We start from the raw sequence: 13697 nt of genomic DNA, 5'->3' as shown, positions 1-13697 counted from the left end.
ACTGTACCAGCATTTGAGAAAATAAAGTACAAATGCAAATTTTGAAAAAGGTAGATTTCAATATATTCTCCTTATTGCTAAGGTAGTACAAGAAGATGTTAAGGCGATGCGTGTAGCACGGTATTGATGTTCCAGATGATAGGGTTGAAAAAAAGGGACAACTTATAACCGGAAAGCTTGAAAGAATAAATGCTAAGATTCTGCATAAAACAAGGGGTATGATTAAACAAAGTTTTCTGTTGCTTTAAAGGCTTTCTTGGAAAACAGCCTTACGCATTTTTCCCTAAGTTGTTTTCAAGTATTATCGGATTTTTCTTGAACATCACCAAAAATTTAACAAACAGTTCTGAATTTCATTCTTTTGATCTGAAGAATGGGCGTGTGGATATTATCCATGAGAGATAGCTGTTTTCGCTGAGAATGTAATTGAGAAGAGCAGTTTTTCCTGATCCAAGATAGCCTGTAAGAACCGTAACAGGAAGTTTATCGGGCATATTTTGTGTCTTTTCCATGGGTGCGCCTTTTTATTATAAGGCATCTATTTTAAATCGATTAATATCATCAAGTAAACCACGAAGTCCACAAAGAACATGAGAAAAAATTGCTTCACCTGCTTGCGATGTTGCTTCACGTGCATTGCCTGCTGCTCCTTGCAGATTAAGATCACGCATTGTCCATCCAAAAGCATGAGGACCATAGGCCCGTAAATACTGATAATTGGCAATCATATCCGCTTGCTTGTTATGAAAATTTTCTGCCTTCTCCATATGCACTTTTTCTGGTGCTAAATAGAGCATTAAGGAGGTTTCAATAAATCCTCCATGGATATCAAGATGGTGTTGAGACGGTTTCATTAAACCTTGCGGTAGACCGAAACGGTTCCAGCTTGTTGCTACCGCGAGCATTGAAAAACGCCTTCGTAATTCGGTAATAACGATGCTCATTAAAGGTGAATTTCCTCCGTGGGCGTTGAGAAGAAGAAAACGCTTAATACCTTTACGGTAGCAGTTTTCACCAATATTTATCCATCGCTCAATAGCGTTAGAAAAGGTGCGTGTTTGTGTACCAGCAACATCCATATGTTCTACCGAATAGCCAATCTTTTCAACCGGTAAGAGTGCGATAGAAAATTGTTTTTTCGTTTGTAAAATAAGTGCTTTTGCAAAAGCTTCAGCAATAATCCAATCGGTTTCAAAGGGGAGATGATTTCCGTGATATTCGTGTGCACCCAAGGGCAAAAGAGCAAGGAAAGGCGTATCAGATGTCATAAATTTATTGCCTAAAAAAAGTCAACAGATGCGGAATGGTCAAAGGTGATAGAGGTGTTCTTTTCAATTTTAATCTATATGCCAGAGAAACGCAAATTAAGAGCATTTTCATATCAAATTTGTATGCGACAGATAAGAAGAGCTTTGTCAAAAAGGGTGGGATGTCATTGAAAAATTACCTGAATTTTTGATGTAATAGTAACAGCGCAATACGCAAGAATTAAGCATATCTTGTGAGATTTTACAGTGGCGCTCTTGTTTTTGAAAAGCGAGTATCCAGCGATACTCAAATACTTCACATGACGGAATTTAAAATAAATCCTCTTTTTCTCTATTCAAAACGTAAATTTAGGCGAGAGCCAAAAATTACTCCTCCTGTTTGCGATGTTGTTTTACTTGTATTGCCTGTTACTCGTTGCAGGTTAAGATTACGCATTATCCATCCAAAAGCATGAGGATCATAAGCGAATAAATACTGATAATTGGAATTGTATCAGCTTGTTTATTATGAAAATTTATTGCTGCTGTGGAGGTAAAAGGATAAGGAACGGTTATTGATGTGAAGAATAGAGCGATTACTGACTTTGGTTTCTTATCAAGATTCCAGGATGTTGAAGGCGTATATATAAAATCACACTCTCTTTTTTTGTATATCCGTTTGTTCTAATTAGGTTTATGTTTGGCATTTTTAATGCACTATTCAGCAGGAATATAAGGTCGGAAAGGTGGTTCGTGAACAGGCCTTCACTTCTGTCTGAACAAGCAGATCATCGCCGATGTCATTCAAAAAATGTGTCTGTATAAATATGTCAAAATGCTGGAAATGTTCGCTTGATCAAATAATTTTTAACAGTGTCCATGCAATTTTTGTGTTTTGATGGAACTTGATGTAATGGGTAGGATAACTTGAGGAAAGCTTAGGTTAGCAGGTAATGGGGTGCGAAGGCAATTCCATGGTCCTCTGCAAAATACAATGGTTACGATGGAGGGAGGAAGGGTATGTAGTCCCTTTGCGTAATCATGGTGTATATTGTTGTAAATATGTTGACTTTTTGAATATTAAATTATTCTTCTGCATATTAAAAAAAAGAGGAAAAATATTTTGTTTTTTTAATTTGCAATTTTTATCTAAAATCTTTTGATGAATGTATCATTAATTCTTATGATAAAATAAATATTCTATAAGTTTTTGGCGATGAAATTCATTACAGTTTAGCGATATAATTTAATTTTTATAAATATTTGGTTTTATGGTACTCTGATTTTTAGATAAACTGTCTGAAACTGGTATTTCATGAAAGAATTTTCCTTTTGTATTGCGCAATTATTTGTAACTTTAATATTTGCTTAATTGTTGTTTTGATAATTTGAATAATGTTATTTTTATGTATTTACATATAATACATAATGTATTATATATATCTGTAATATATCACATTGTGTTATGCTTTTTGAAATAAATTTAAAGACAAATTTTATTTTTTAGCTATGTGAATATTTTTCACTTTTTCAGTGAAGAACAAGAGGAGCAAAAGAAAGCTATGTTTAAACTCTTTAAAAATCGTATATTATCGTTTTTTTTTACATCCTTTATTCTTTTTTTTGCACAAACTTTAGAAAGTAATGCACATAGAGTAGAAGACCGATTTCAAGAGGGAATGATTGTTGTTGTATCAGGAAAAAATACAGTTATGAAGCTGGTAGATATGCCTGTTATCGGCGATGCTGGGGGCCATGGAGAAGACGAATTAGCTTTTGGGAAAGTTGAGAAAGTCTCTTTATTTAATGTACTTTGGGGCGGTGTGGGTATTGTTTCGTTACTTGCTTCTTTATGTACAGCGAATATCTGTGGTGTTGTGGTGTCTATTATGGCGTTGTTTTGTTAAATTTGACAAAGATTTACCTATTTTGTTGGTGAATTTCGTTTACTATTTCATTATTTTTGAAAAACCAATATCGAGAGTGGTTCTGCTGAATTCAATAAAGGGGGGACATTATTGAAGATAAGAGGAAACATTTTCTCGATCTGCATCGGTGAAAGTGCAAAACCATTCAGTGATACCTTTCCTAAACAGATGGGTTTTAAAACTTGTAGCTATTTTAAAGTTTGTTACTGTCTTCCAGTAAAGATATAAAATATCATCCATTTTCACTGTTTCTTTTTAATTCAGCTTTATGGCTTTCAAAAGCATTTAGAGGCAATATTTTTAAAATTATAGAGATACTCCTAACATTTTTGTTTCTCCTGTTCTTTAGTGGGATCCTGTCTTTCTAGAAGAAACAGTACCCATTGCGTTGCTCATTCACGAACTTTCTTTAAAAACATTTTATTTTGTTTTGAATTCCATTTCTTGGCGGTGCCAGTGAAACGAATAACGCGAAATTTCTAAGGCATCACCATCTTTACACTTATGAAAGTATAAGGCAGCAGCATTATTACATTTCCCAATTTTCAATGTTGCCCATCTGTTTTTACATTGAGACGGTTCGTAAGAGGAATTGGGTTTTTTCTCAAATGGTTTATCCACACGTTGCTTTCTTGTGATGTGCAAGTAAACGTTTTTTAATGATTCTCAATAAGAGAAGGTGAAATGAGAAAAAATGCCTATTTTCAATATTCTTATTTGATAGGCAAAATGATGAATTATCTTTTAAACAAATGAATTGATTTATAATGATTAATAAGGGTTTGCTCATGCATGAGCAAAGGGAGGTGGGCAATTAAGCAAAAGGTCTTGTTTTGTGCGAAGACGAGCAATCCACTGATTTTCACGAATAGCGGTATTGTGTACCGTAATAAGTTCATTCTTTTTAATTTCAGCTGTAACTGTTGCTTTTTCCAGTAGACCACAAGGAATGGCTTGGTGCGCACGCGCTTCTGCAATATCCATTATCCAAGCGCGATAACTGTAAAGACCGATAAAGTCTAACTGATCACCAGGATACAAATTTTTCTTAGCAACAGCACAGACTTCTACTACGGGGTGATTAAGTGGTGCCATATCTTTTTTGCCATAAAGCATAACGCGTGCACAGGTGAGGGGAACTTCCATTGCTGTTAAATGATAGGGGCGATGAAAGGTGAAATAAGGTCCCTGACCCATTTTTAAATCTTCCATACGTTCGCGTAGACGTGGGTGTACTATTTCTGCAATGACAAAAACACCTGGAGAAACGCCTTGACCTATTGAATAATCCACAACACCACATTGCTTCAAAATACCACCATCCTGTTTAGGAATAAGTACTTTGTTTAAATCTTGGAGCATCACTTGTGGGCCATGCATTCCTGAGCAATCGGGAAGAAGCCCAGTTGCATTAGCAATTGCTGCCATTTCAACCATCGTTTTGGAACCATCAATAAATTCAACCAACATGCGCACATTCATGTTACGTCGTGACGCTTCTTCTTCATAAACATCAGGCGTGGCATCAAAAATAAGTGGATTGTTTTTGCCCTTACCAGCTGCAACAATTTTATGTCCAAGGGCTGAAACAAATTCGATAAGTTCCATACAAGAGGTAGGCTCATCACCAGCACCAAGTGTATAAATGAGACCTCGTTTTTCTGCTTCATGTTTCAGATAGGCACCAATTGTAACATCCGCTTCAACATTCATCATGACAAGATGTTTGTTGTTTTCAAGCGCTTTAAAGCCAATTTCTGCCCCAACTTCAGGATAGCCTGTTGCATCAACGATAATATCAATTTGTTCATGGCGTAAAAGAAGGTCAATATCGCTTGTGGCTGCAATCAAACCTTTTTCAATGGTTTGGGTTAGGGCAGTGGTGTTTTCAACTTCACGCACATGCCCCTCTTCGCCATAGGCTAATGTAGCAGCATCAAAAATACGCGACGGCGTTCGGGTGGCAACAGCTGCGACCGTTATGCCATCCATATGCGCAATGCTGGATAGCAAATCCGTGCCCATTTCACCACAGCCAATAAGTCCAATACGGATGGGGGGGTGGTTTTCTGCACGCTGCTTTAAATCACGCGCTAAACCTGTTAGGCTCACATTGCTTGCCATTCTTTTTTCCCATTTGAAAATTACTCTACTAAAGAGGTATTCTCTTACTTCATAAGGTGCATTTTCTTTTATAAAGAGTTCATTCTTTATTCTTGATGCTCTAATCAATGGGTTTTATAAAAGCAAGAGGGGAGTGGTCCTTTTAGCAAATAAAACAGGAAGAGGCGTTATGCAGCAAAAAATAGCAGTACAAGATATAGCCAATTTTATTGGGAAAGAAGTAGGATTGTCGCAATGGCGTCTTGTTACGCAGGATATGATTAATCAATTTGCATGCGCAACAGATGATCATCAATGGATCCACGTAGATGAAGAAAAGGCTAAAAAAACACCTTTTGGTGGCACTATCGCTCATGGGTTTTTAACATTATCACTTTTGTCTACGCTCGCTTATGAAGCACTTCCAGAATTGGAAGGTGCAACAATGGGGATTAATTATGGTTTTGATAAAGTACGCTTTATAAGTCCGGTGAAAACAGGTGCAAGGGTGCGTGCGCGTTTTGTTTTAAATGATGCTGAGATTCGCCCTTCTGGCCGGGTTGTTTTTCATTATGGAGCTACGGTGGAAATTGAACAGTTAAAAAAGCCAGCTCTTACTGCTCAGTGGCTTATCGTTGCTATGGTGGGGGAGCAATAGTCAAATTTTTAAATGTTTTAATATTTTGTCTAATTTCTCTACAATTTTATCAGAAGATCGCTGTATAATAACATTAAGGATGATCAAAAGGATAATCACTATCGTCATGATAGAGGTGTTATAATCCTGATAGCCATAGCAGATCAGATCGCCGTGTCCCCCCCAACCGCCTCCACCGAGATATCCAGCAAGTGAAGTGGCCCCGATTAAGAGAGATAACCATAACAGTAAAACCCGTAATCAGGTTCGGGAGTGTTTCAGAAATCAGAACATGCCTAACACAATTTGAAGACGGCTTGTTTCCAATGGAACGAACGGCTTCAATGAGGCTATTCTCAACTATTTTAAAAAAGAGCTCTGCCATTCGTGCATAAAAAGGAATAGCTGAAAATGGTGAGAACAAAAATTACCGAAAACATTCCACACCTCTTCCTAAAAACTATACGGATAATGGAGAGAAGGTAAAATGCGAGAATAATAAATAGAATGACACAAATACTGTCAATGATGATGCTCAGAGGAAGATTGATAAGATATAAGGCAAAAATTCCTCCACGTGCGGTTGTATAAAGCAGAAAACCAAGTGGAAGTCCTATAATAAGTGCCATAAAAAAAGCACTTATTGTCATCAATACTGTATCAAAAACGGCACAGGGGAGTTAATGAGAGAGAACATTAAACATAACCTAAAACTTCACAATATTGTCCTTTTGTGTCAACTACTTAACGGCTTTTTTAAAAGTTTCTTTATCTTGGGCAGGAAGACTTAAGAATAGGTGCCTGATGGTTTCGCCTTGGACGGTATCAATCCCACCATGCAGAATAAGTGCTCTTAAACCGATTTTATCTTCCAGAAGATTGAGAAAAGGTTGTTGGGCAATTTTACCTGCACTATTGATTTCAATGACGGATTCTTGGCCTATCGGTTTAAGATTTTTTGCAAATTTCTCAGGAAGTTATGGAGTGAAAAGTTTGGGCATGGCTATGGTTGTTTCCTCTTGTGGTGATGTGAAAATATCTTTCACACATCCTTCTTCCACAATGCGTCCTTGATTGAGGACAACAACACGATGTGTAATAAAGTACACAACTTCCATTTCGTGGGTGATGAGCACAATAGTAAAATTAAGGTGGTTATTAATATATAGGCAGGAAGTTCTAGAATAGATTGCGTTGTTTCAGGATCAAGAGCAGAGGTAGCTTTATCTGATAACAATGCTTCTAGGATTAGCTGTTAGAGAGCGTGCAATACAAACACGTTGTTTTGTTCCCCTGACAATTCTGCTGGATAACATGTTCTTTACTACATAAGCCTATTCAATGAGTTCAAGGGCACGTCTGTGACGTTGTTTTTTGTTTATACCTGTTAATTTAAGAGGTAATGCAATGTTTATCAATAATCTTTTGCAATGATAAAAGATTGAAATGTTGAAAAATTATTCCAATTCGTTGACGGTAAGGTGCCATTCTGTCTCTGACAGATTTGAAACATTCACACTGTCAAAAAAATGAATCCTGCATCAATTTGCTCTAATCTATTTAAACAGCGAATAAGTGTTGATTTTCCTGCTCCACTACGTCCGATAATTCCAAGAATTTCACCTATGGATATTCAGAGATAAATTATCAACTGCGCAAAAAGCAGCCGTTTTGCTAAAACAACGGTTGACGTTTTTAAAGAGATAAAAGCGGGATTTTTCATCCATAATTACCAAGATGCTTGAGCGGCTGTGCCAAAAACTTCTTTGATTTTTGCACGGACAGGTTCGTTATTGTAGGCAGAAACTAATTTTTAAACCCACAGATCATCTTTATCGATTTTTTCCCATGCAATCGCATCTTTTTGTGAGTTTAATCCGGAGACTAAAGCCCAATTTGTATTTACAACCGCAATGTCAAAATCATTGATTGCTCACCTTAACATACAGTATCTAATTCACGAATTTGCAAGTTTTTAGGATATTTCAATAATATCAAGTGCAGATGCGAGAATGTTGTGGGGGTCTTTTAATTAATGAGACCTAGAGAATTGAAAAGAAGTAAGGCTCTTCTACCATTTGATGGGCCGTTAGGAATCCCAAACATATGCTCTATCCCGTAGTTCTTTTATATCTTTAATTTATGCGGATAAACACTAATGGGCATAATAAATGTATATGCGGAAATTGAAAGTTTGTAACCACGTTATTTAATTTGATTATTAAGATTAAGGTGTGTGCTAAAAAGCATTGGCGTCAGTATGTTCTTCATGAACAGCATCGTTAGGCAAAGTGTAGTCAGAAAAATAAACAAGTTCAATATTTAAACTTTTTTAGCTTGTTCGGCAGCGACTTTCCAAATGGTTGCTTCAGGTCCTTCCATAACACCGAGCTTGATGTTTGATTTGTTTGCTGCCATGGAAAAGAGAGGAGACAAAAAAAGCGCAAAAAGAGAAAGGAATAATCCGATAATGACACGTCGGGATAACTTCTGTAATGTCATGTGCTTATGTCTTTCTTTTCCGAGAGATTTTTTTTAGGGGTGATCAATATACTCTTATTTTCGAGAATTTGACCTTATAAAAGCTTTATACAATCTTCAATCATTTTTCTTTTTAAAAACAGTATCATTTTCTCCTCTCCTGTAAGCATTTTTGAATAAGCAACATGCATGAGCCAGGGGTATTTTTTCAGATTTAAGCAGACATTCTTGTGTTGCAATCATTTTTTTGAGGAACCAATGACGGTTTCAAAACTTCTTTAAGTGATGATTGGCTGAGAACGGTTGGCTGAATAGCCAAGCGATCAGATTACCTCCTTGAGAGCAATGAATCCATAAGGTGAAACCGCAATCAAGACAATAGACCGTGTATAATAGGGGCGGTGGGGGATGGGGTAAGAGAACTTTTCTCGCAATGTGGTGGATCTTTACGGAGATAAAGCATTGACCACCATTTTACTGAAATACGGCAAATTTTTGCAAAGGTGAAAATTTTGTCTTTCACATTCTGGAGAGGGAGAAAAATAATGTTAAACAAGAATTTTTTATCAACCACAATAATTTTGTTAGCTTTGTTTGGATCAGGGTTGGGAATAACTGTTTCTCATGCGGCCGTTGGAACAGTTGCTCGCGTAGCATCAGGTCAGGCGATTTTACGCACAGGTCCAGCGACAGCTTACAAAGTTATCGCAACAGTTCCAACTGGAGCAAAAGTGCAAATTTATGGCTGTCTCTCCAATAAAGCTTGGTGTTCTCTTCGTTATAATGGAAAGGTTGGTTGGGCATCAGCACGTTATTTAAACGTCACCAATGTTCCCACGATTGCTTTCGCTCATATGCGTGTGAAGCCAAATTCTATGATAAAAGCACAAAAGAAAGAAATGAAGCAGGGTATTTCTGATTTTAAAGCTCCCACGGTGCCTCAGAAAACACGAAAACATGTTCAGAAATTCTACAGAACAGACATGATTATTGATTCTACTGGTGTGAAAAAAAGGGATGAACGCACAATTTTGAATCCATCATTGAAGACGCACGGTGTATCTGTAAAGCACGTAACCGCTTATAATCCCTTTTTTCCCGATAATGTCAATTTCAGAAATTTTGAACGCAACGAAACGCGCTACCGCGTTGTGACTTATCCTGCTCGATAAAGGATAACAAAAATCCACAGTTCTTGGAAGGACAGAAAAGAAGTACAGAGTATGAGATATTTTTCCGCTTTATGCTGCCATTTTTGTTTAATTCGCTGACTTAGGCTTGATCAAATTACGAGAAATGAGTAATTCAGCAATTTGAATTGCATTTAATGCTGCTCCCTTTCTTAAATTGTCAGCAACAATCCAGAAAGCTAAGCCATTTTCAACGGTGATATCCTCGCGAACACGGCTAATAAAGGTATCATCTTCTCCAGTACATTCATAGGGAGTGATATAGCCGCCATCTTCATGTTTATCAATAAGCTGGCAACCAGGCGCATCGCGTAGCAGGACTTGCGCTTCATGGGCATTGAGTGGTTTTTCAAATTCAACATGAACGGCTTCAGCATGACCGATAAAAACTGGAACCCGAACAGCCGTGGCTGTTAACTTGATCTTAGGATCAAGAATTTTTTTCGTTTCAACCATCATTTTCCATTCTTCTTTCGTATAGCCATCTTTCATGAAAACATCGATATGGGGAATGACATTAAAGGCAATGCGTTTGGTGAATTTTTTCGATGAAATGGGATCTGCAACAAAAACCGCGCGTGATTGTTCAAAAAGTTCATCCATTCCTTCTTTACCAGCTCCGGAAACCGATTGGTAAGTGGACACAACAACGCGTTTAATAATTGCAGCATCATGGAGAGGTTTGAGAGCTAAGACAAGTTGAATTGTTGAACAATTGGGGTTGGCTATAATGTTGCGCTTGGAAAATTCACCAATAGCGTGTGCATTCACTTCTGGTACAATCAAAGGGATACTGGCATCGTAACGCCAAGTGGATGAATTGTCGATCACCACACAGTTTGCAGCACCGATTTTAGGGGCATATTCTTTGGAAATACTTCCTCCAGCAGACATGAGGCATAGATCCGTGTCGGAAAAATCATACGTATCAAGTGCCTTTACTTTTAAAGTTTTGTCACCATAAGAAACGTCCTGTCTTAATGAACGTCGTGATGCTAAAGGGACAACTTCATGAGCAGGAAAACCCCGTTCTTCCAGAATTGTTAGCATTTCACGACCAACATTTCCGGTTGCGCCGACAACTGCAATTTTAAAACTCATTTTTGTACACTCCTGTCCTTCTCCATTTTTCTTCCCCGGGCTATACCCGAGAGAGGGCGAGTTGGCCAAGGAATATTAAATCATATCGTCGGTTTCATAGATTTCATTTTTGTGTACGGCAATCATAACCTAAAACCACACACGTCGGCTCATTTCGAATGCACCGTCTTCGTGAGTCTTTAAGAGTTGAGAAAGCTTGAATACTTTATGCCAAGCTGTAAGGACATTTCCTTGACAGTAGTTCAATCTAGTGAATTGCTTATCTTCTGTCAATTGTTTCCCTTGAGAAATTTTAAATTTTACACCAAGTGCATCATGTATTGCACTGGTGAAATTTTTAGATTTCATCACAATTAAGTGTTTTTATATGTAGGTTAAGAGAGCGGCTCTTGATGTGGTTTTTCCGGTATTGTTCTTGCTTTTTGCTTTGTGGTTCTCATTCTTACTTAAATAAATCCTTTTCATATTATAAAGGCGTTCATTTAAGAAACGCTCGCCGAAATCATGAAATAAGGTAATGTTTTCATTCCTATCAGAAATCAACTGAAGATTGCTCTTTGTTTTTAGAAGGATGAATACTCTGAAATTTTTAGAGCAAATATTCTACTTTGCACGATATTCTGTCCTCATGGTGGCAGAGGGCATCTTCTTGTGTTGAAATATCAGCATAAAAGAAGGAAACAGGCACATCCAGTATTCGGCAATTTCCTGTAAGCGTCCTGCACTTACGCGATTTATTCCTTATTTCATGCTTTTGGATTTGTTAGAAAGGTACGCCTAAATGATAGCCTAATTGTTTTTGAGAAAGTCCCATTTGCTTCTTCTTAAGCAAATTTTTTTGCTTACAGAAATGTCATTAAAACGTGGATTTTTGGTTTGTATTCTGAAAGTTCTACGCCGGGAGTGAGCGCCCTCGCATTGGTATTCCAAGATCTAGAAGCACTGAACTCAAATCAGCTTCTTGCTTTTCGTGCTGATAGCTACTTGGACATAACAAAAGCCCCCGGAAATTGCGGAATACCCGCAAAGCATATTTTTTAGTATTTGAGTTTTTCAATCTTCCAGGCCCTATTAATCGTTGCGTATACGATCAAAATCACAAGCTCATTCATAGGATCATTTCCTTAAATCGTCACTCAGAATTAAAACAATTTTCCTTGTTGATTTTGCTCAAATTTATACTCAACCGTTGTATAATGCTTCTCCTTATTTTATGAGACTTCAGTTCACTTTCTCTTCGTCCTTTTTGATGAAAAAAACGATTTACGAAAAGGAATGTATAATGACCTTTTCAAAAATCTTACTTAACAAGTTTTTTCAAGAGCATATAAAATACGCTTTTAACAAATTCACAAAAAACGAGTTGCGAAAAAAGAAGGTTAATTCAAACAGAGATGTCGTTTTCGTTTGTGAAAGAAAAATTGAACAAAGCCACTTTATTTTTTATGGACTCTTTTTTCATTGTGCTGCAAAGGACGGGCTTCTGAGGCAAGCATAATGGGAACACCATCGCGAATAGGATAGGCGAGTTTTGCTTTGAACGAGATTAATTCTTGCGTTTTTCTGTTTAAAGAGAGTGTTCCTCCTGTAATTGGGCAAACAAGCAATTCGAGCATTTTGGGGTCGGTGATCATTTTTTTCATGTTTTAGTGTTCATTAGTTTAAATGGTGATGTGCCCCTGTTTGTTTCATGAGTGAGCGTTCAGTTAAAGCGAGAAGAGTTTGGGCACGGCTTCCAATATCTGGAGCTTCGAGTAGAGCTTGTTTTTCTGCGGGTGTAAAGGGAATAAGCGATGAAAAAGCATTCACCAATATAGGTGTGGGTGTTTTTATGATATTGCTCCAATTATATTCTATTTCATGTATGGTAAGATATTGCTCAACAATGTTGAGTAAGTTTTCTCGATTAATGCTTTCTGAAACGTTTGTCTCTTGTAGGTCTTTTATGTTTGATTGGATGACGGCAATCCGATAAGATTTTATCTTCATCAGTTCTTGTTTTAAGGTGAAGCGGCAAACTCCCTGTAATATAATGAAGAGTTGTCCATTTCCTGTTTCGTTGTAGTGTATGATGCGACCTATACAGCCTATTTTGTAAAGTTGTGTCGAAAAGCGGTCTGTCCCCGACGTAAGTGGTTGAATAATACCTAACAAACGATTGGATACCATAACGTCTTCAACCATTTCGAGAGCTTCTGGTTCAAAAATATTGAGCGATAAAAAACCACCTGGCAGTAAGAGTGCACCTTCTAAAGGAAAAAGAGCAATTTGCTTTGGTAGATCATTTTCGCAATTATAATGGATATTACCAGCTTTCATAAATATTTTTGAACCTTTATCTGGTGAGGTTGGGTGTGTAAAGAAGCACAGTTTACAATACCACTTAGTGGTAAAAAAGGCCAACTCCTTGTGTGTTGAGATCATATCTCTAGATACTTTTCAGTATGTACTGTTAGAGGATAGTAAACTTTGCAGTTATGATTGGATCGTGCAAGAGAGGATACTATTTTGATCCTTTTCGTTCATGAAATTTTATATTGTTTTCAAGTGGTGTTTTTGTTTGTGGCTTTTCGCAATTTCCTTTTTCTGCTGGTCGTGTGCGTACCGGTAATGCATAAGCTACTTCTCCTTCTTTACGGAACTGCGAACACTGACGGTTTTTATACTGCTCAAAAATGAATATTATTATATGCCCTTTAAAATAGTCTATGCAAGTTTAAAATTAGAGCACTCTAGTCATTTTGCTGGTGACAGTGTGAAAGAGATAGTTTATAGATCGGAATATATTGGAAAGAACATTGTTGTTTCTTTTTTTCGTATCTGCAGCCGAAGGGGAAAACAGCCCAGAGTCTCCTCATGCTCTAAGGACCGTAAAAGAAGGAAGGCAGATCTGGAAAGTCGGGAGGATCCGCGCCGAAGGTGTAAGCGAAAGCTCTTTTCGCGAGTCTCTCAGGTTCGTGACAGAGGAATGCAGAGATGAATACATCGTGTGGGCGTTAGCGCGACTTTG

The 13697-nt window shown here is 37.4% G+C and carries 9 protein-coding genes, 4 pseudogenes and 1 riboswitch; of the genes and pseudogenes, 3 read left to right on the top strand and 10 right to left on the bottom strand.

Annotated features, from left to right (window positions below; genetic code table 11):
• Window positions 1-353: 353 nt before the first annotated feature.
• The 3 genes and pseudogenes from MF1_RS05010 to MF1_RS06945 form a co-directional block, all read right to left on the bottom strand.
• Window positions 354-512: a GTP-binding protein gene (locus MF1_RS05010; RefSeq protein WP_491523156.1), complete on the bottom strand. Its 159-nt coding sequence runs from the start codon at window positions 510-512 to the stop codon at window positions 354-356.
• 15 nt (window positions 513-527) lie between these two features.
• Window positions 528-1268: a creatininase family protein gene (locus MF1_RS05005; protein ID WP_014924372.1), complete on the bottom strand. Its 741-nt coding sequence runs from the start codon at window positions 1266-1268 to the stop codon at window positions 528-530.
• A gap of 331 nt (window positions 1269-1599) precedes the next feature.
• Window positions 1600-1790 (bottom strand): annotated as a pseudogene (locus MF1_RS06945) (creatininase family protein); the annotation flags it as partial.
• Window positions 1791-2809: 1019 nt separating this feature from the next.
• Between MF1_RS06945 and MF1_RS04995 the strand changes: the two are divergent.
• Window positions 2810-3154: a hypothetical protein gene (locus MF1_RS04995; protein WP_042995445.1), complete on the top strand. Its 345-nt coding sequence runs from the start codon at window positions 2810-2812 to the stop codon at window positions 3152-3154.
• An 807-nt stretch (window positions 3155-3961) separates the two neighbouring features.
• On the opposite strand, the gene MF1_RS04990 is transcribed toward MF1_RS04995, so the two are convergent.
• Window positions 3962-5299 carry an NAD(P)H-dependent oxidoreductase gene (locus MF1_RS04990; protein ID WP_011179704.1) on the bottom strand — a complete coding sequence of 446 codons (1338 nt, stop codon included), beginning with the start codon at window positions 5297-5299 and terminating at the stop codon, window positions 3962-3964.
• A gap of 169 nt (window positions 5300-5468) precedes the next feature.
• Here MF1_RS04990 and MF1_RS04985 point away from each other — a divergent pair, with 169 nt between their 5' ends.
• Window positions 5469-5936, top strand: coding sequence for a MaoC family dehydratase (locus tag MF1_RS04985; protein ID WP_042995596.1), 468 nt, complete (start codon window positions 5469-5471; stop codon window positions 5934-5936).
• Here MF1_RS04985 and MF1_RS06940 read toward each other — a convergent pair.
• The 3 pseudogenes from MF1_RS06940 to MF1_RS04970 all read right to left on the bottom strand — a co-directional run bounded on the left by MF1_RS06940 (window position 5937) and on the right by MF1_RS04970 (window position 8417).
• Window positions 5937-6565 (bottom strand): annotated as a pseudogene (locus tag MF1_RS06940) (ABC transporter permease subunit).
• A 46-nt stretch (window positions 6566-6611) separates the two neighbouring features.
• Window positions 6612-7638 (bottom strand): annotated as a pseudogene (locus MF1_RS04975) (methionine ABC transporter ATP-binding protein).
• Between the two features lie 6 nt (window positions 7639-7644).
• A pseudogene (locus tag MF1_RS04970) lies at window positions 7645-8417 on the bottom strand (MetQ/NlpA family ABC transporter substrate-binding protein).
• A gap of 524 nt (window positions 8418-8941) precedes the next feature.
• Here MF1_RS04970 and MF1_RS04965 point away from each other — a divergent pair.
• The gene (locus tag MF1_RS04965; protein WP_014924369.1) at window positions 8942-9568 is read left to right on the top strand and encodes an SH3 domain-containing protein; all 627 of its coding nucleotides are present in this window, start codon (window positions 8942-8944) and stop codon (window positions 9566-9568) included.
• Between the two features lie 87 nt (window positions 9569-9655).
• Here the strand turns inward: MF1_RS04965 and MF1_RS04960 are convergent, their stop codons facing one another.
• From MF1_RS04960 to MF1_RS04950, 3 genes are all read right to left on the bottom strand, one after another.
• Entirely contained in the window at window positions 9656-10687 is a 1032-nt protein-coding gene (locus MF1_RS04960) for an aspartate-semialdehyde dehydrogenase (RefSeq protein ID WP_014924368.1), read from the bottom strand.
• 1436 nt (window positions 10688-12123) lie between these two features.
• Complete coding sequence (locus tag MF1_RS04955) at window positions 12124-12330, bottom strand: Trm112 family protein (RefSeq protein ID WP_014924367.1); 207 nt, start codon at window positions 12328-12330, stop codon at window positions 12124-12126.
• 13 nt (window positions 12331-12343) lie between these two features.
• On the bottom strand, window positions 12344-13006 hold the full coding sequence (locus MF1_RS04950) for an LON peptidase substrate-binding domain-containing protein (RefSeq protein WP_011179699.1): 663 nt from the start codon (window positions 13004-13006) through the stop codon (window positions 12344-12346).
• Window positions 13007-13569: 563 nt separating this feature from the next.
• Window positions 13570-13661, top strand: a riboswitch (glycine riboswitch).
• Window positions 13662-13697 lie beyond the last annotated feature (36 nt).

Origin of the sequence: Bartonella quintana, from assembly GCF_009936175.1 — a bacterium.
Classification (GTDB): domain Bacteria; phylum Pseudomonadota; class Alphaproteobacteria; order Rhizobiales; family Rhizobiaceae; genus Bartonella; species Bartonella quintana.
The sequence above is the reverse complement of the archived record's forward strand: the minus strand, read 5'-3'. Positions and strand labels throughout refer to the sequence as shown.

What these genes read in the sequence shown, in the direction of transcription:
- MF1_RS05010 (WP_491523156.1), bottom strand. Translation starts at nt 512, where the DNA reads ATGGAAAAGACACAAAATATGCCCGATAAACTTCCTGTTACGGTTCTT.
- MF1_RS05005 (WP_014924372.1), bottom strand. Translation starts at nt 1,268, where the DNA reads ATGACATCTGATACGCCTTTCCTTGCTCTTTTGCCCTTGGGTGCACAC.
- MF1_RS04995 (WP_042995445.1), top strand. Translation starts at nt 2,810, where the DNA reads ATGTTTAAACTCTTTAAAAATCGTATATTATCGTTTTTTTTTACATCC.
- MF1_RS04990 (WP_011179704.1), bottom strand. Translation starts at nt 5,299, where the DNA reads ATGGCAAGCAATGTGAGCCTAACAGGTTTAGCGCGTGATTTAAAGCAG.
- MF1_RS04985 (WP_042995596.1), top strand. Translation starts at nt 5,469, where the DNA reads ATGCAGCAAAAAATAGCAGTACAAGATATAGCCAATTTTATTGGGAAA.
- MF1_RS04965 (WP_014924369.1), top strand. Translation starts at nt 8,942, where the DNA reads ATGTTAAACAAGAATTTTTTATCAACCACAATAATTTTGTTAGCTTTG.
- MF1_RS04960 (WP_014924368.1), bottom strand. Translation starts at nt 10,687, where the DNA reads ATGAGTTTTAAAATTGCAGTTGTCGGCGCAACCGGAAATGTTGGTCGT.
- MF1_RS04955 (WP_014924367.1), bottom strand. Translation starts at nt 12,330, where the DNA reads ATGAAAAAAATGATCACCGACCCCAAAATGCTCGAATTGCTTGTTTGC.
- MF1_RS04950 (WP_011179699.1), bottom strand. Translation starts at nt 13,006, where the DNA reads ATGAAAGCTGGTAATATCCATTATAATTGCGAAAATGATCTACCAAAG.